General features: G+C 72.4%; 13 protein-coding genes. All 13 read left to right on the top strand.

Annotation, left to right across the window (positions count from 1 at the left end; genetic code table 11):
- A partial coding sequence (locus tag AB0442_RS37895; RefSeq protein WP_366168086.1) for a hypothetical protein occupies window positions 1-948 on the top strand: 948 nt, incomplete at its 5' end.
- A gap of 33 nt (window positions 949-981) precedes the next feature.
- Window positions 982-1884: an aminoglycoside phosphotransferase family protein gene (locus AB0442_RS37890; RefSeq protein ID WP_366168085.1), complete on the top strand. Its 903-nt coding sequence runs from the start codon at window positions 982-984 to the stop codon at window positions 1882-1884.
- Between the two features lie 713 nt (window positions 1885-2597).
- Window positions 2598-3983 (top strand): IS1380 family transposase, encoded by a 1386-nt coding sequence (locus AB0442_RS37885; RefSeq protein ID WP_366168084.1) that lies wholly within the window; start codon window positions 2598-2600, stop codon window positions 3981-3983.
- A 139-nt stretch (window positions 3984-4122) separates the two neighbouring features.
- Entirely contained in the window at window positions 4123-5364 is a 1242-nt protein-coding gene (locus AB0442_RS37880) for an HNH endonuclease (RefSeq protein WP_366168083.1), read from the top strand.
- Window positions 5365-5598: 234 nt separating this feature from the next.
- On the top strand, window positions 5599-6789 hold the full coding sequence (locus AB0442_RS37875; protein ID WP_366168082.1) for a LysM peptidoglycan-binding domain-containing protein: 1191 nt from the start codon (window positions 5599-5601) through the stop codon (window positions 6787-6789).
- Between the two features lie 111 nt (window positions 6790-6900).
- Window positions 6901-8004, top strand: a complete 1104-nt coding sequence (locus AB0442_RS37870) for a hypothetical protein (RefSeq protein ID WP_366168081.1) — start codon at window positions 6901-6903, stop codon at window positions 8002-8004.
- Between the two features lie 84 nt (window positions 8005-8088).
- Window positions 8089-8709: a DinB family protein gene (locus tag AB0442_RS37865; protein ID WP_366168080.1), complete on the top strand. Its 621-nt coding sequence runs from the start codon at window positions 8089-8091 to the stop codon at window positions 8707-8709.
- Window positions 8710-9156: 447 nt separating this feature from the next.
- On the top strand, window positions 9157-9912 hold the full coding sequence (locus AB0442_RS37860; protein ID WP_366168087.1) for a DUF2071 domain-containing protein: 756 nt from the start codon (window positions 9157-9159) through the stop codon (window positions 9910-9912).
- 2011 nt (window positions 9913-11923) lie between these two features.
- Window positions 11924-12652, top strand: a complete 729-nt coding sequence (locus AB0442_RS37855; protein ID WP_366168079.1) for a transglycosylase family protein — start codon at window positions 11924-11926, stop codon at window positions 12650-12652.
- A 723-nt stretch (window positions 12653-13375) separates the two neighbouring features.
- Complete coding sequence (locus AB0442_RS37850) at window positions 13376-14134, top strand: 3-oxoacyl-ACP reductase family protein (protein WP_366168078.1); 759 nt, start codon at window positions 13376-13378, stop codon at window positions 14132-14134.
- A 264-nt stretch (window positions 14135-14398) separates the two neighbouring features.
- Window positions 14399-15073: a transglycosylase family protein gene (locus AB0442_RS37845; protein WP_366168077.1), complete on the top strand. Its 675-nt coding sequence runs from the start codon at window positions 14399-14401 to the stop codon at window positions 15071-15073.
- Window positions 15074-15244: 171 nt separating this feature from the next.
- Window positions 15245-16492, top strand: a complete 1248-nt coding sequence (locus AB0442_RS37840) for a SpoIIE family protein phosphatase (RefSeq protein WP_366168076.1) — start codon at window positions 15245-15247, stop codon at window positions 16490-16492.
- Window positions 16493-16999: 507 nt separating this feature from the next.
- A complete protein-coding gene (locus AB0442_RS37835) occupies window positions 17000-18433 on the top strand; it encodes a S1 RNA-binding domain-containing protein (RefSeq protein WP_366168075.1) in 1434 nt (477 codons plus the stop codon).
- Window positions 18434-18947 lie beyond the last annotated feature (514 nt).

Genomic DNA, 18947 nt, shown 5'->3' with positions numbered 1-18947 from the left:
TCCCACCGCCGGGCGGTCGAGGGCACGCTCGCCAGCACGACCGTCAGCGCAGGACGACTCGAGGTCCTGGACGAGCGGCTGATGGACCTCCGCCGTGCCTACGTCGTCACCCCGCCACTGGAGATACTCGCCCAGCTCCTACGCGACTTGGACGAGGTACGCCTTCTCGCCGGTGAGCGGCAGCCCGCCCACGTCCAGGTCCACCTGTCGGAGATGATCGCAGTCCTGGCCACCCTGGTCGCCGACGCGCTGATGAAGCTCGGGCGACTGGGCCAAGCACAGCTGTGGTACGGCACCGCGCGCACCGCGGCCGACGACAGCGGTAGTTGGGAGTTACGGGCACGTGTGCGGGTTCAGGCCGCCATGCTGCCGTACTACTACGGGCCGCTGGATCGTGCGGTGAGCTTCACCCACGAGGCGCGGCTCCTCAACCGCAACCGCCCCACGTCCACCGGTGCGTTCGCCGCAGCCGCCGCGGCGCGGGCGTACGCCCGGCAGGGCAACGCCGAGGCGGCTCGTGCGGCGATCAAGGAAGCACGGGAGCTGTTCGACCGGTCCCGGCGGGGTGCATCCGAGCCTGACGACGCTTGGGCCTTCCCCCTGCGCAGGCTCTTGCTCTACCTCTCCGGCGCCTACACCTACCTCGGCGACACCACCCGCGCACGCCATGTGCAGTCCGAGGCCCTGACGCTGTACTCGGGCCGGACCGGCATCGACCCGGCGTTGCTGCGCCTCGAGGAGGCGATGTGCCTGATCCACGAGCGCAGCATCACGGAGGCGTGCCAGCTGGCTGGCCAGACCTACCTGACGGTGCCTGCCGCGCACCGGACCGAAATCCTCGGTGCCAGGGCTCAGGACATCATCGCCATACTGCCGGAGGACGCCCGATCGGCACGGGCGGTGCGCGAGCTCGGTGAGATCCTGGCGCTGCCGACCGGCGGGATGTGACAGAAGGGGTATTCGACCGTCAGCCTTACAGGCATGAGTGCTCCGGTTGCCCGGATCGGCGGCTTCGCCGAGTCCGAAGTGTCCGACGTCCTGGAGAGCGCGTGCCGGCAGGTCGGCCTCGATCCGTCCGGCGCGCAGATACTGCGCGGCCACACGAACGCGGTCTTCCGGCTCCCCGCTGCCGGGGCAGTCGCCAAGATCGCCCGTGCCGGCACCCCACACGCGAACGTACGACGCACGGTCGAGCTGGTCCGATGGCTCACCAGCCTGAACTTCCCCACCGTCGAACTGCTGGCAGTGGATCAGCCGGTCGCCGTCGGCGCGCACACGGTGACCTTCTGGGAGTACCTGCCGCAGCCGGACACCCCCGTGCCGGCTGCCGACCTGGCGACACCTCTCCGCACATTGCATCGCCTTCCCCCACCGCCCTTCGAAATCCGGCCGCTCGACACGGTCACGGCCATCCGACGATCACTCGACGCGACCACTGCCCTGCCGACCACCGACATCGAATACCTGTCGGCACGTGTGGATCAGCTGGAACAAGATCTCGAAAAGGTCCGCTTCGCCCTGCCAACCGGCCTCCTGCAAGGCGACCCCCAACACCGGAACGCACTCCACCACCTGGACGGCGCGGTCCTGTGCGACTGGGACACCGCATGCCACGGCCCGGCCGAGCTGGACCTCGTCACCGTGGAGATCCACTGCCGCAGGTTCGGCTACGGGCCCTCCCACTACCAGGACTTCGCCCACACATACGGGTTCGACGTGACCTCATGGAGCGGGTACACCGTCCTGCGCGACCTCCGGGAACTGCGGATGATCACCACCAACGCCAAACGGGCCGCCGCGAATACGCCCACCCTGACCGAGGTGGTGCGTCGGGTAAAGGGGCTTCGCCATGCGAACAGTGACCTCCGATGGAACATCCTCTGACCCCCCAGACAGCCGAGGGGAACTCCCAAATAGGCCAGTCCCATGGTCACGCAGATGCCGGTTCGCTGGCCTGGTCCTGAGGGACGGCAGCCGCACCCCGCTGCTCGAGGTGACGCCGGCAATCACGAAGAGATTCCCGCCTGCGCGGGGAGGACGGGGCGCTGTCGCCCTTGCGCCGCACAGGGGGCGCCCGACCCCGCCTGCGCAGGGCCGACCAGATCACCCACCTCGCACTCGCCAGCGCGATTCTGGCCGACCGGCTGCGTAAGGCTGAAGAGGCAGCACAGCCACCTACCTGTGCATCGGCTCCCGCCACCGAGCCGCATCCGGGCGGCTGCGTCCAGGACCACGCCGTCGAACTGGCAGAGACCCACCTGCGCGACGCGCATCGCTGAGCTCCCCTGGCCCAGCCTACGTTCAGGCCCTTGTGTGGTCCGACGAGGAGCAATGGGCCGTCCACGTGCACCGGGTCGGCGATCATTTCGAACTTGAAGGGATCGTTTGCGCACGCCAGGATGTCGGCATCGACCTGGGAGGGTAGCGGTGAGCGGAAAGCAGGTGCAGGCAAGCACGTCTCTAGACGATGCCTCAGCCCGGATCCACCGGCCGATAGCCGTTCCAGCGTCTGGACATGAAAAAAGAGATGCCCTTTGACCTTGGAAGATGTGACTTGTCTAGGGTTACATCCACCGGATCGCAGGAGCATCTCCGGGATGCAGTCTCTCATGCCGCAGCGCGCGGTGTCGGTCACGTTCGACGAGCGGAATCTGATCGCGGACGCCGGGCTGGTCCCGCTGGTCCGCCTTGCCGAGCGCCTCGGCCTGCCCGACCTGATCGCGGACCGGGTACGCATCGCCGGGGCCGGCAACGGTGGTGGTGCCAATCCGGGCGCGAAGGCGATGACGATGGTGGCGGCGATGTGCGCCGGGGCCGACTCGATCGACGATGCCGGTAGGCTGCGGCACGGCGCAATGAGCGCGCTGTTCGGCGGGGTGCGCGCGCCCTCCACGCTGGGCACGTTCCTGCGCTCCTTCACCCATGGTCACAGCCGCCAACTCCACGCGGTGCACCGGGACTTCCTCTCCCGCCTTGCCAGGGCAGTGCCGCTGCTTCCCGGCGCGGACCAGGTCGCCTTCGTGGACATCGACCCCACCCACCGGAGTGTGTACGGACGCGCCAAGCAGGGCGCCGAGATCGGCAGGTTCAAGGGCGTCCGCACCCTGCACCCGATCCTGGCCGCCGTCTCCACCCCGCTCGCCCGGCCGGTGATCGCCGCGGTGCGGCTGCGGCGGGGCAAGGCCGCCGACGCCCGCGGCGCCGGCCCGTTCACCGCCGAGGCTCTGGCCGCCGCCGCTCAGGCCGGCGCTACCGGGACAGTCGTCGTCCGCGCGGACAGCCAGTTCTACAACGCCGACGTGGTGGGCGCCTGCCGCCGAGCGGGAGCCCGCTTCTCGCTGACCGTCCGGATGAACCCGCACGTCGCCGCCGCGATCGCGGCCATCCCCGAGGACGCCTGGACGGTGATCCGCTACCCCGAGGCGTTCGTCGACCCGGACACCGGCGAGCTCGTCTCCGACGCCGAGGTCGCCGAGACCACCTACACCGCCTTCACCGGCCGCAGGAAGGCCGAACAGGCAACGGCCCGCCTCATCATCCGTCGCGTCCGCCGCCTCAACCCCGAAGCGGGCGGCGGTCAGGGCGAGTTGTTCACCACCTGGCGTTACCACCCGGTGTTCACCGACAGCCCGTTCACCATGCTCCAGGCCGAGCTCCACCACCGACAGCACGCCGTGATCGAGCAGGTCATCGCGGACGGCAAGTCCGGGCCGCTCGCCCACCTGCCCTCCGGCCGCTTCCAGGCCAACAACGCGTGGCTGACCCTGTGGGCGATCGCGTTCAACCTGCTGCGGGCCGCAGGCAGCCTGGCCGGCGCCTTCCACGCCCGGGCCACCACCGCCACACTGCGGGCCCACCTGGTCCACATTCCCGCCCGCCTCGCCCGCTCGGCTCGCCGACTGACGCTCCATCCGCCGGCCAACTGGCCCTGGCAGGAAGCGTTCACCAGCCTGTTCGACGCAGCCCACGCGCCACCGAACTGATCAACGACTTGACCGCCCCGCCCGCGAGGGCCCGACCGGAACAGCACGTGGAAGAGCTGGGCAGACCAGCCGGCACCGCACGCCCTCCGGCCGGTCACCCCGCCGCGACGACCGAAAACGATCACCAGGAATCAGCTCGGTGGATTCGGGCTCAGCCTGGTCACAGTTCGAGGCCGCGGAGCGCCGTTACCATGCGGCGCTCGACCGATCCCACCAAGAGACTCAACAACTTCTTGCCTGCCAAACCAGGCTTGACCAGGCACAGCAGAAAGTTAGAGCGCTGCGCGAGGCAATCAGGGAAGCCCACCGCGCCGGCCAGACCTTTGAGGAGAGAATCCTCAACAACAGCACGGCCTATAAGGAGGTCCAGAAACTACTCATGGCCGCACAGCAGGAGCTGGCGGCTGCGGAGAAACGGCCTCATGCCTTCCCTCCTGCCATCGAAAAGGCGACAGCTCATCTCGAGCAAATGCGGAGGAAGCTCCGGAAGACCACCATCGAGGTTTTGGCAGGCGCCCAAGGCAAGACAGGTGACAGACTTAGAACTCTGACCGCGGAGGCCGAGGCATCGAAAAGGCGGCTGAAGAACGCTGAGAACCAACACCATGAAGCCCAGAAGCGTCTGTCGAAGTTGCCTGCCATTCGGCTCGAGTCCAGGCAGGAGCTCGAGGCCGCACGGCTCGAGCAGGTAGCTGCGTTCAAGGCGTTGACCGACCCAGCGCAGCGAAGCAAGGCACGGCTGTTCATGTTCCAGGCGAAGCATCGCCGCAGGTTGCTCCCCGTTGGAGCCACGCCGCCAAACCCGAACCCGACCAACCAGTCCAGCGTCAGCCTCCCGGACGGACGCGTCTGCCCGGTCTGCGGCGCGGGCGGGCTCCTGCCAGGTCAGTATCGGCATCAGCGTTGCGAAGGCTCTGCACGGTCCGGCAGCGGGAGTCCTGAACAGGGAAGGGTTGAGGAACCGCCAACGGCGGTCCGGCCCAAGTCCGCCGAGCCGCCGAACGCAGCTCGGTATCGGAAGTTGGTCCACGCAGTCGAGGAACGGGAGTCCGCCACGTACGGCAAGCGTCGGCGCAGTTCTGATCGACCAGTCCGTCTGCCGCAGTCCGTCAGCGCGGTACTCCTGCGCTGCGGCGGCCGATACGAGAACCCGGAGTGCGCCGGTCAACCGAAAGACGTGACCGACGCCGGGTTGCCTCTCCTGGAGGTCGACCACATATACGACATCAGTGGTGGCGGCAGAGATCACCCTGAGTGCATGGCAGCGCTCTGCCCGAACTGCCACGCTGTCAAGTCACGTGGCAGAGGCCGCGAGACTCTGCGTGCTGTGCTGGCGGATGTCGCGAAGCGAGCCCATCAGGCGTGGATGGTGCAGCAGTAGGCACAGAAAGGCCTTCCTTGGGGTGCGGGACCGGTTACCGCTTCGAGCACGAGAAGCCATTGGTGGACCATTCAGCGTTGCCTCACCATGCGGCTCCGTCCCTCTCGCCCGGCTGTGGCCATCGTCGCCGGCAGATGTTGACTTCCGTCAGAGACCGTCCAGCAGTCCGGCAGCCTCCCCCAGACCGCCGCCGCTGCGGCGGGCACCGCGGCCGTGCAGGGCTGGACCGGGCCGGTGCATCACGTGAAGGCCGGCGACACGCTGTGGGACCTCGCCGAGCACTACCTCGGCTCCGGCACCCGCTGGCACGAGATCGCCGACCTCAACACCGGCGTCCGGCAGGCCGACGGCACCGTCCTGACCGGCAACGTGCTGGAGCTGCAGATCGGCTGGACCCTGCGCCTGCCCACGAGCGCCGCTGCCCCGGCCGGGCCCACCCAGGGCGGCGGCACCAGCACCGACCGGCCCCAGCACACCGTGGTCGTGCACGCCGGCGACACCCTCTCGCAGATCGCCCAGGACGAGCTCGGCGACGGCGACCGCTACCCCGAGCTCCTCGACGCCACCCGCGACCTGGTCCAGCCCGACGGCAGCCACCTCACCGACCCCGACGACCTCCTGCCCGGACAGGTCATCGTCATCCCCGGCAGCGCCGCGACCCCCACCCCTCCCCCATCCGCCAAGGCCACCCCGGCGCCGCCCACCGAAACCGCCCCGAGCACCAGCACCCCTGCCCCAGCCACCCCCGGTACGGCCACCCCCAAGCCGGACAGCACGCCCACTCCCACCGCCACGACCCCGCCGGCCGAAGCCACTCCGGCACCGGCCACGACGCCGCCGACCGACAGCGCGCCCACCGCCGACACCCCGCCGCCCGCCGCTCCCGACGAGCAGGCCGCCCCGGACCCGAGTGCCGTCTCGCAGTCGATCCTCGGCGTCGGCGCGCTCCTGGGTGCCGGCTTCCTTGCCGCTCTCACCGCCCTGCGGATCATCCGGCACCGCCGCCGCAAGCCGGGCCAGACCATCGCCGTCCCCGAGGAGACCGCCCCGATCGAGCGGCTGCTGGACAGCACCTCCTCCCCCGCCTCCGTCGAACTGCTCGACCGGGCACTGCGCACCCTCGCCCACCGGCACCCCGACCAGCTGCCCGCGCTGCGCGGCGCGCAGGTCACCGCCACCGAGGTCCTGCTGCTGCCCGACGTTCCCGCCCCCGGCCCTGGCCCCGTTCGGCGACCGCGAGAACGGCTGGTGGGGCCTGGCCGCGGGCGAGGCCGACCTGCTGGAGCAGGACGCCGCCGCCAAGGTCACCGCCCCCTACCCGGCGCTCGCCACCATCGGCACCGCCGCCGACGGCAGCCGCCTGCTGGCCAACCTGCCCCACCACGGCGTGTTGCTGCTGTCCGGCACTGCCCAGCAGGTCCGTGAAGTCGCCCGCGGCATCGCCATGGAAGCCAGCACCAGCGCCTGGGCCGATCACGTGGACGTCCTCACGTGCGACTTCGGTCAGGAAATGGCCGCCACCCTCCGCACTGTCGCGTGCGCTACACCCCCGACCTGGCGGCCGCCGTCGTCGACCTCGCCTCCGTCCTCGCCGAAGTCATCCAAGCCCAGGAGGAGAACACCGAGCCGCCGATGCCCTGGCTCCTGGTCTGCGCCGACGCCGGCGAGCAGGAGCTGTGGCACCTGGCCGACCTGATGGGTAAAAGCCGCGGCCACCAGATCGCCGCCGTCCTCCCCGCCACCGACACCACCCGCACCCTGTTCCCCGACGCCCTCGAACTGGACGCTTCCCTCACCGAACCCCAGCCCTACGACGCCCTGCAGCGCGACGTCGCCCTGCAGCGCGTCACCGACCAGGCCTCCCGGCAGATGACCGCCACCCTCACCACCACCGCCGAACCCGCCCGGCCCGCCCAAGGCGTATGGGCCACCCTGCCCACCCTCGACCCCGCCGGCCTCGGCCTGGGCCCCACCGACGTCATCGACGAGCAGCCCTCCCCCGCCCGCCCCTACCTGTCACTGATCGCCGCCGAAGCCGCCGCCCCCGCCGACCAGCCCGCCGCCAACACCCAACCGACCGACCCGGACACCGCTGCCCCCCGGCACCGAGTCTCCAACCCCGAAGTCCTCGCCGCACTCACCACCGTCCCCCTCGACGCGCCCGGACAACATCCCCCGGAAACATCCTCCGGATACGAACCCACCGCCACAACCACCACTGGCCAAGGACACCGCTCCCGCCCCCTCGGACACAACCGCAACGGGCGCACCGCAGAACGAATGAAGTCGCCCGTGAGCAGACCTCCGAGGGCCTCGTCAGCCGGCTGGGCCACGAAGCGTCATGATCCCCTCCCCGCGAGGGCGCATCACCGGCAGAAGCTGTGTCCTCCCCCTGGGAGCGGATGCTGCGGTGAAGGGCTGCGACCGGGCCGATCGGACGTGGTCGATGCCGGTCCCGGGCTGCGTGCCGGCGGGCGGGGCGCACCCAAGGGGCGGCTACCCCGAGGGGCTTCGGGGCACTCATACGTCGGACGTGGATCGTCATCCTGCCGGCCGCGGTCGAACGCGACAGCCGGCCGCCGGTCTTCGACCTCGCCGACCCGCTGCGTGCCCGATCGCGGGACACCGGAGGCCGGCTGAAAACGTATCGCGGTGTCGAAGCGGTTGTGGCAGGGTGCAAACCGGCAGACCCGCGTCCGAGCCCGCTCACCACAGGAGCCCGGGATGACCGCACCACCGCGCCTGATTCCGTTGCTGGAGCAGTTCGACTTCGCGTACGAGCGCCTCGCCGACCGCATGGCGGGTCCGGTCATGGACAGTGGCAACGGCACGGGCGTCACGGTCGGTCCCATGACCGATGACGAGTACCTCTGGGAGCCGGTGCCCGACTGCTGGTCCGTCCGACGGCGCTCGGACGGACCGGGTGCACGTGCGACCGAGCTGGTCGGCGCAGGCGACTGGGGACGCGATGCAACGTCTCCCCCACACCCCGAGCCGCCGCCCTTCACCACCATCGCGTGGCGCCTGAGTCACCTCAGCGAAATGCTGACCCTCCGCGCAGACCACACGATCGGCGACCACATCCTCACCCGGGACGATCTCCACGTCAGCGGAGACGCCGCCGGGGCGCTCGCCGCCTTCGCCTCCGGAGCCACGGCCTGGCGGAAGGCGCTGCTCGGCACCGACGAGACCGCGCTGGACACGATCGGACACAGCACGTACCCCTACGGCAGCGACCCGGATGATCCCTTCATGGACATCGTCTGGTGGGTCAACCAGGAACTGCTGCACCACGGAGCCGAGATCGCCCTGCTGCGCGACCTGTACCGCGCGCGACAGCCCTGACGCGCCCTGCGCGAGCCGTCGCGTCACGCCGGTCGAAGGGCTTCTCGCGCTGACCCAGGCATGCGGGGAGACGGCTGCAACCACGGTGATCATCGTGAATCGTGTCGACGGAGGAACATCAGGCGGTGGCCGCGGGCGTCGTACCTGCCCGTCGGCGGGCCGATGCCCGACCGGACGACGGGCCGCATCGCGGGCCGGTTCACAGGCCGCATCGCGCGCCGGTTCGCCCGAGTCGAGCCCCGCCTCCGGCTGCGGGCGTCGGTAGTGGGCCTGCCGGTCGACCCGCCGTGGAAGAACTGCTGGACGCCGACCGAGCACGCGGGCGACACCACCGGCAAAGGTCTGCCGGGACTGGACGATCGCAGCGGACCGGGCAGTGCGGGCGACCCCGCAGTCGGGCGACCCCGCATCAGGCCGACCGGAGGTGGAACATGCGACCCTGAAGGAATGTCGTCCGCCCCCGTCCCCGCGGAGCCGGTAACACCCGAACCGGTGCGCGAGGTGCCGCACACGCTGCTCACCCAGTCCTGGCTCGACCTGGCATTCCTGCACTGGCCCGCCGACCCCGCGGACATCGCCCCGCTACTGCCGGCCGGGACCGTTCCGGACACCCACGACGGAGCCACCTACGTCGGCCTGGTCGCGTTCCGGATGCACCGGATCGGCTGGTTCAACCTGCCGGGCATCCCCTACCTCGGCACCTTCCCGGAGACGAACGTCCGGCTCTACTCGGTGGACGGCAACGGACGGCGCGGCGTGGTGTTCCGCTCCCTGGAAGCGTCCCGGCTCCTGCCCGTGGTCGTCGCCCGCACGGCATTCCGCCTGCCCTACACCTGGGCCCGCATGACGATCCACCGCGACTCGGACACCATCACCTACACCAGCACCCGCCGCTGGCCCGCACCCCGCGGCGCTCACAGCCGGATCACCGTCCGCACCGGCGAGCCGCTCGAACACCCGACCGACCTCGAACACTTCCTCACCGCGCGCTGGGGCATGCACAGCACCCACTTCGGGCGGACCCTGTACCTGCCCAACGTGCATCCGCGGTGGCCGCTCCATCGGGCGGAACTCCTCGACTGCGACGACGAGTTGGTGGCCGCGGCCGGGTTGCCGACGCCGATCGGCCCACCGGCCAGCGTGCTGTACTCCCCCGGCGTACCCGTCCACTTCGGCCACCCCACCCGCACAACCACCCACTGAGCTTGATCTTTAACCTGTGCGGCCGTAGTGCTGGCCGAGACGCTCGACCAGCACTACGGCCGCACAGGTTAAAGATCAAGCTGAACCCGAACCCGCCCCGGTACGCGTCAGCCCGCGACCCGACACAAACACCACCCCCGCAACAGGCAGGCCTGCGACCCGACACACGACAGCTCACGCCTGCCACGAACCCGACCCCCGCGGCGGACGGCCCTCCGACCCGAGCCAGGGGCCGGGCCGCGGCAGGCGGCGCCGCGAGCCCTGGAAGGCCGCGCCGTCGGGCACGGCCGCGGCGCCGGTAACGGTGACGGTGACGGTGACGGCCGAGACGAGGCGCCGGCAGCGGTGACGGAAGGACACCGGGAACGGCGCACACGGCGAAGAGCGCCGCGCACGCGGCCCCCACCGACGCCACCCCGCACACCACACCAACCCAACCAGGCGCACGACCGCCGCACACGCACACCACTCACGAGCCGCGGACCCCGACCGTCACAGCGCACGAACCCACGGCCCTCACGGCGCACGAACCCGGCCGGGGCCCAGCCGGGTGCGCCCTCATCCCGCACACGGCGCCGACGACAGCACCCGGGGCGCGGGGGATCGCAAACGCACGCGGGTGCAAGCCGTCGACGCGCGAACGCGGCGCTCCCAGCCGCGATAGGCACGACTCACGAACCGGTCGAGGCTGGCGGCCACCGGCGCCCTCATCCCGCACACGGCACCGGCGACAGCACCCGGGGCGCGGGGGATCGCAGGCACACGCCGAGTGCGAGCCGCGAACCCGGGCGATCGCGGCGCTCCCAGTCGCGACGGGCACGACGCACGGGCCGGTCGCGGCTGGCGGCCGCCGGCGACGCGACCCGGGGGCGCGGCCATCGCAGGCACACACCGGGTACGAGCCGCGAACCCGGGCGATCGCGGCGCTCCCAGTCGCGATAGGCACGACTCACGGGCCGGTCGCGGCTGGCGGCCGCCGGCGACGCGACCCGGGGGCGCGGCCATCGCAGGCACACACCGGGTACGAGCCGCGAACGCAGGTGGTCACGGCGCTCCCGCCCCGGCAGTCACGGCGCACGGACCGGTCCGGGCTGCGGCCGCCGGCGTCCACGGAGGTGCCGACTGCCCCACCCGGAAGGGCCCGCAACGCGGCTGACGGAGGGCCGGGGCGGGGTCCGGCTGGGCGTCAGGGCGAGGCGCCGCGCGGACGTTCCTGCTGCTCACGGGCCTGACGATGGCCAACCCGCCGACGGCGCCGCAGTTCGCCGCGGCGGTGACGGAATGGGGCGGCCCAGGTGCGCGGCGGCGGAGCCGCGTTTCGCGGCCGGGGTGTGCGCAGCCGCGCTGACGTGGCAGCAGTTCCCGGCGATGGTGGAGGTGTCGACGGGCGCGCGCCTCTCGCCGAAAGCGCGGCGACCGACCTCCTGCGCCCGGCACGGGCCGGTGGGATATGACGCTGCGCAACTGCACCGGGCGCGATGAGTGACGGATGTGGCTGGCGCCACCAAGACAGGCGACGGAGGCGGGAACTCCGCTTGATTCAGTGACGGATCGTCACATGACGATCACTTCTGGTGGAGCTCGCGGGTGGCTTCGCCGAGGCATTGGTGTGATCGGGGGCGCATTGGCGACCTTTTCGATCATGAAAAACCTCTCAAAAGCTACCATTTCGGTCCCGATTTCTTGATCCTTACCGCTGGTAACACTCAACTGACCTGCGCCGTAAAGGAATTGCTTGATGACTGACCGCAACCGCCCGTAGCTTCTTGGGCGGTGCAACGAGCACCACCCGGGTTCACCCCGATGCACGGCCCGCCGGCTGACCCCCGGCGCGAGGGCCGTGCCTGCCGACCGGCCCGCGCTCGGAACGGGCCGGCGGTGGGCGGGGAGAGACCGGGCGGCACGGCACGTCGGACACGTGCCCTGCCGCCCATCGAGTGAGGTGGCGAAACGTGGGCCCCGCCGGGGCCTGGTTCCGCATGCCTGCCCGGGGCTTGTCGAGAGGACGTTCATGACTTCCGGTCACGAGACCACCGCTGCCACCACCTCCACCAAGGCCACCACCAAGCGCAACCGAGTCCGCGTGGCCGTCGTGGCCGGCGCCGCCGTCGCGGCGCTGCCGGTGGCCGGACTCGTCTCGGCCCCCTCGGCCTCGGCCGCCTCCGCCTCGACCTGGGACGCCGTCGCCCGGTGCGAGAGCGGCGGCAACTGGTCGATCAACACCGGCAACGGCTTCTACGGCGGCCTGCAGTTCACCGCCAGCACCTGGCGCGCCTACGGCGGCACCGCCTACGCGCCCCAGGCGAACCGGGCCAGCAAGGCGCAGCAGATCGCCGTCGCCGAGAAGGTCCTCGCCTCGCAGGGCCCCGGCGCCTGGCCGGTCTGCTCCAGGAAGGCCGGTCTGACCAGGGGCGGCGCACCGGCCCAGGTCGACACCGCCACCAAGACCAAGCCCGCCAAGTCCACGCACACCCCCAAGTCCAAGCCCGCCCACACCCCGAAGTCCGTCCCGGGCTCCACCGAGGCCACGCGATCGGCGCGGACCCAGGCGCCGTCGGCCCCGGTCAACTCCCCGGGGAGCGGCGCGCCGACCGGGACCTACACCGTCAAGAGCGGCGACACCCTGAGCGAGATCGCGGTCAAGTTCGGCACCGACGTGCAGAGCCTGTACACCAAGAACATCCAGACCATCGGCGGCGACCCGGACCTGATCTTCCCGGACCAGGTGCTGGACCTCTGACCCCTGATCGGACCGCGGCCGGCCACCCCTGCGAGGGGCGGCCGGCTCCGGCGCGTGGACCGCCGCGTCCGGCACCGTACGCGGACCCGTACGCGGCCCTCGGCATGCGACCCGGGCACCACCGTCCCGGCGCCCGCGCCCGTAGGCCCGCACGGAGGCCGAGACCGATGAGGAACGGTGTAGCCACTGCCCCTGTGCAGCGGCCCGAGGCCGGCGACGGGCGGGGTGACGCCGGCTCCACCTGATCCACCTGCGCGCACGGCCTGCACGGCCTGCACACCGGGGGGACCGGCCCTCCGCGATCACCCGGGCCGTCTCCTGCCGGCACACCCCGGACGGTTTGTTCGCGGCGCACCCGGACCGCGCCTCGTTGTGGCGGGCGGACGGCGCGGCCGCCCGGCCCGTGCCGGCGGTGCCGCGGGCAGCCGGATACTCGCACCGGGCGCGGTGTCACCTGCTGACACCGGAGGACGGACGCGGGCTGCGGCTGCCTCCGACCACCCCGAGCCGGACACGGCAACCGCCCCGACCGGACCGGCCGGCCAGCCGCGGCCACGCACGACCAGTACACCGTCGCGCCACCGGGAATCGTCGTGAGCGCCGGCGCCCGATCGATTGTTGAACGTTGAACGCGACGTCCGAATACCGCCGGACTCGTGATCGCCGGCGTTGGATGATCGAGTCATGTCCGAGAACACGACAGCGAGTTCGGGGGAGATCACGATGAGCACGACCACGGCGGCCGCGCGGCTGGCGGGCAAGGTGGCGCTGGTGACCGGCGGCAGCCGGGGGATCGGCGAGGCGGTCGCGCTGCGGCTGGCCGAGGAGGGCGCGGACGTGGCGCTCACCTACCGAGACAGCGCCGGGCGTGCCGAGGCGGTCGCGGCCGAGATCGAGGGAATGGGCCGCCGTGCCTGGGCCGTACGGGTGGACAGCGCCGACCCCCGGGCGATCCGGGAGGCCGTGGACGCGGTGGCGACGCGGTTCGGCCGACTCGACATCCTGGTGAACAACGCGGGCGTCGGTGTGGTCTGCCCGATCGAGGAGACCGACGAAGCCGACATCGACCGGGTGCTGGACGTCAACGTCCGGGGCCCGCTGCTGGCCTCCAAGGCGGCCGTTCCCCACCTCGGCGAGGGCGGACGGATCGTCACCATCGGCAGCTGCATGGCCGAGCGGGTCGCCTTCCCCGGCGGCGCGGTGTACGCGACCAGCAAGGCGGCCCTGTCCGGGCTCACCAAGGCGCTGGCGCGAGAGCTCGGGTCACGCGGCATCACCGCCAACCTGGTGCACCCCGGTCCGACCGACACCGACATGAATCCGGCCGACGGGCCGAGCGCCGAACTCCAGGCCGGCCTCACCGCGCTGGGCTCGTTCGGCACGCCGGCGGACGTGGCCGGCACCATCGCCCACCTGGTGGGCCCGGAGGGCCGGTACATCACCGGTGCCGCGATCGCGGTGGACGGCGGGTTCGCGGCCTGAGCCCCGCGGGCCCTTCGGGAGCGCGGCCCCGCCCGGGTGGTGAACCGCCGTCCGGCGGGGCTGCGCGCCGGTCCGCGCCCGGCGCACGCCCGCGGGCCGCCATCCGGCCGGTCCGTGCGGTGTGCGGGTGGCTCGGCGGCGCCGCCCGGGTGACGCTTGCGGTGTGTCGGCCGGGGCTGTGGGCCGGGGTGTGCGATCGCTGGAGGGGCGGTGCCCCGGGGCGCCGGCCGTCCGATCGCCGACCCTCTCGGGGAGTGCTCCGCCATGTCCGTCGCCCACCGGATCCTACGGTTGCTCCTCGCCCTCGCCTGCGCGGCCGGACTGTGGACCGCCTTCGCAGCCTCCGCACAGGCCACCCCCGCGCACCCCGCGTCCGCCGTCGCAGGCGCCGCCACCACGGCGAGCGCGGCCACGGCGGCCGATGGGCGGGGAACCGACTGGGACCGCATCGCGGCCTGCGAGAGCGGCGGCCGCTGGCAGGCCGACACCGGCAACGGCTACTACGGCGGCCTGCAGTTCACCGCCAGCACCTGGCGCGCCAACGGCGGCACCGCCTACGCGGCCCGCCCCGACCTCGCCACCCGCGAGCAGCAGATCGCCGTCGCCGAGCACCTCGCCGCCCGCCGCGGCCTCACTCCCTGGCCCGCCTGTGGCGCCCGCACCGGCCACAGCACCAGCGCCCACCACGCGGTGCCCGCGCCCCGGCCCGCCACCCGGCAGCCCACCACCCGGCAGCCCACCGCCGAACCGGACACGGACACCGAACCCGCCCCGGCGGACACCGCCACCGTCGTGGTCCAGGACGGCGACACCCTCGACGCCATCGCCCAGGCACAGCAGGTGGACGGCGGCTGGCCCGCCCTCTACCAGGCCAACCACGACACCATCGGCGACGACCCCGACCTCATCCTGACCGGACAGACCTTGCGTCTGCCCTGACACCCGGGCCGGCCGGCGGGCCGAGCCCCCGCGGTGACGGCGGAAAAGCGCTTCCGGACGGGCGTCGGGCCGATGGCCTCGGGAAGCCCCCCCCCCACACATCGGCGGCGGCCGCTCCCGTGCGGCTGTGCCGGACCCGGACCACACCGATCCACGGCGAGGCAGGAGCGCATGGCGGAGACGGACGTCGATTTCGCGGCGGTGTTCGAGGCGCTGCCCGGCGCGGTCGCGTTGCTCACCCCGCAGCTGGTGTTCGCCGCCGCCAACAGCGCCTTCCTGCGCCAGTCCGGGCGCAGCCGGGAGCAGGTGGTGGGCCGGTACCTGTTCGACGCGTTCCCGCGGCAGCCGCACGACGTCGACGCTTCCCGGATGCTGAGTCTGGAGGCGTCGCTGCGGCGGGTGCTGGCCGGCGGGGAGCGCGACGTGATGGCGGTGCAGCGCTACGACGTCGAGGTTGCCCCGGGCCGGTGGGAGGAGCGGTACTGGAGTCCGGTCAATGCGCCGGTGTTCGCGCCGGACGGGCGGGTGGTGCTGGTGATCCACCGGGTGGAGGAGGTCACGGCGCTGATCCGTGCCGCCGGCGGGCCGGGAGCGGAGCTGCGCGTCGAGGCGGAGCTGTACAGCCGGCTGCGTGAACTCGAGGAGGTCAACCAGCGGCTGCGCCAGGCGAACGCCCGCGAGCGGGAGGTCGCCCTCGCCCTGCAGAGCGCCATGCTCCCGCCGGCCCGGCCGATCCGCGCCCACCGCACCGCGGTGCGCTACCGGCCCGCGACCGCCGCGTTGAACGTGTGCGGCGACTGGTACGACCTGATCCCCCTGCCCGGCGGCGACCGGATCGCGGTCACCGTCGGCGACGTCGTCGGCCACGGCCTGGCCGCCGCCGTCGTCATGGGCCAGCTCCGCAGCGCCCTCTCCGCCGCCTCGCTCGTGGCCGACGGCCCCGCCCGGGCCCTGGACGCCCTCGGCCGCTACGCCCACTTCCTCGACGGCGCCGAATCCACCACCGCCGTGACCTGCTTCCTCGACTGGGACGAGCACACCATCACCTACTCCAGTGCCGGACATCCACCCCCGGTGCTGCTGCGCACGAACGGCACCGCCGTGCTCCTCGACGAGGCCACCGACCCACCGCTGGACGCCCACCCCGAACCCACCCCCCGCCCCCAGGCCACCGTCGACTTCGGCCCCGGCGACGTCCTCGCCCTCTACACCGACGGCCTCATCGAACGCCGCGGCCAGGACATCGACACCGGCCTGACCGCCCTCACCGACTCCCTCGCACGCCACCGCACGACCGCGGGGCCCGACACACCCGACCCCGACCCCGACCCCGACACCCTCGCCGACGCCGTCCTCGCCGACCTGCTGCCCACCGGCGGCGTCACCGACGACACCGCCCTCGTCATCGTCCGCCTCTGAACACAGCGTGGTGGGCGCGCCCCCGGCGTGCGGCCGCCGGCCCGTCGGTGCGCCGTCCGGCCCGGAGTGCTCCTGTGCGCCCGTGACCCGGACGACCCGTGAGCCCGGACCTGCGGCCGGTTCGCACCGTAGGGTTTCCCGGTACGGACGGAACCGTGTCGCGCCCACCCCGGCCGCTGGTCGCCCGACCCGCTCCGCCCGGCTCGAACACACCCCGACGGCCCGACGTCCCGGGCGGCACACCGACCTTGTCCAGCACCTGTCTTGTGCAGCACACGGCCGGGACGCGACTGGTTCCTCCGGCCATCAGGTCGCGGAGTCGCGGCGGGTCTTGCCCGACACGGTGCCACCTCCCTGGGGTGGCCGGATGATCATTTCTTCCGTCCGCGGGCACTCCGCCCCTGCAGCGACGGCGGACCGAACGGGGCGCTGACATGGCGGTCCAGGTGTACCGCCTCACCCCGTACGAGCCTGTGACCGAGGCGGAGTACGACGACTGCTCCCCCGATGCGTACCGCACCCGCGCGGACCGCCGCGGTCCTCTCCGATGCCGCCGCCGGTTTCGTCCGGGAAGTGGGTGCGGAGCGGCTGGTGATCGGCAGTCCGACGGTGAAGGGCTTCTTCTCCTTCTCCACCCGGGGCTCCGGCGGGCCGGACGGCCCGGCCGGGGTGTTCCCCGGTGACCCCACCGGTTTCCACGACGGCGCCACCCTGCCGGCGGCTGCCGGCCTGACACTCCTGCGGGCGGTTCTCCAGCGGGAGGGCGCCTGGTGCAGGCTGCGGGCCGGCCGCCGGTTCTTCCTCCACCCCGGTCACCGCGACGACCTGTTCGTCGGCTTCGACGGCGGCGCGGGCCCACTCCGGGCGGCGCTGGCCGGGGCTCGGAGCCTGGGGTTGTTCGCGGAGAAGGCCGGGCGTTCCCCCTACGACCCCGCCCTCGACGAGACGGACGTGCGGCCGTCCGCCGACGGGGTGTTCTGGACCGCTGTACACTGCCTGGTCGCCGAACGCGAGGCCGTCCTGCTGGAGGAGGAGTACGCGGTCCACGGCCGCCGCTGGCACCGACTGGCGACCGAGGCCGCAGTGACCGCCGTCCGCCGACGCCTCGTGCCGCGGGCACCGCCGGCCGTGTGGCCGGACCTGACCGAAGACATCGAGGCCGTCCGCGCCGAGATCCGCGCCGGCAGCCACCCCCACCTGCTCGTCCGCCAGGAGGCCGACGGGACCTTCCCTGCAGAGCGCGTCGCCGAACCCTGGATGGGCCGGGCCGACGGCCCGCACCCTGCCGTCCCCACCGGTCCGGGACGGCGGGCGGGCCTCGTCCCGCTCCAGCCCGTCCATCGGCGGCCGCTGCTCGCGGCGGTGCTGCCCGACGCCGACGGGATCGTCCGGGCCCGGTGGCGGACCAACCCCACCCCCGCCGCCGGACGGCGCGCCCTGCTCGCCGGCCTGCGGATCGGCGACGTGGTGACCGGCACCGTGGCCGGCGACCTGGACGACGTCGGCGTGCACGTGGATCTCGACCACCCGTCGGGGCGGAGCGTCGGTTTCCTGCGGGTTCCGGAGATGTCCTGGACGTACTTCGACTCCCTGGACGAGGTGGCCCCGCCCGGCCGCCGCATCAGGGCGCAGGTCCTCGACGTCGACTGGGCACGGGAGCGCGTCGGACTGTCCGTCAAGGCCCTGCAGCCCGACCCGTGGCGCCTGTTCGCCGACAGCCTCCGCCCTGGCGCCGAGCTCCCCGGAACGGTCGTCAGGCTGGTCCCGTTCGGCACCTTCGTCCGGGTGGCACCGGGCGTCGAGGGGTGGGTCCACGGCCCCTGGTCCGACAGCCCGGCACCGGTGGTCGGCGCCCCGGTCCGCGTCATCGTGCTCGCCGTGGACCGTCCGCGCCGCCGCATCACGCTCGGTCTCCCGGCCGATGCCTGCGACTACGGGTGACCCTCCTGGGGTCGGACCGTGACGTTCACCGACACCCACCACCCACACGGTCCTGGGCACCGTTCCCCTGGCGGCCCCCCGGCACGCACGTGATCACCGCCGCCTCCAGCGGCGACCGGTCCACCGGGACAGCCGCACCGCCCTCACCCTGACGGCTCTCCCCGCTGAGCGGCACCCCAGCCCCTCACCTGCTCCGGTGGGGTGTCCGCGATCGGCCCGTACGTCGCCGGCCCCCCGGCGAGACCGCCGCCTCCGGGCGCGGCCCGCTACTGGTGGACGCCCTCAGCGGGAGCCGGGGCGTGCAGCCACTCGGCAGTGGAAGGAACGTCCGGCACGAATTCCCACCGGCGCGGTGACCGTCCGACGGCGGTCCACCTGCGCGGCCGCCACCGGCCGCGCCACCTCTGGCCCGGGCCCTTGCCTCACCAATTCACCGTGGTGACCAGGCTTAGTGACGGAGCATGAGATAGGCGTAGGAGGGTGCCTCGACCTGTGATGATTCAGCTTCTCAAGG

The organism is Kitasatospora sp. NPDC085895, from assembly GCF_040702125.1.
In the GTDB taxonomy this organism is placed as follows: domain Bacteria; phylum Actinomycetota; class Actinomycetes; order Streptomycetales; family Streptomycetaceae; genus Kitasatospora; species Kitasatospora arboriphila.
This window is presented reverse-complemented; position numbering and strand designations above follow the sequence as displayed.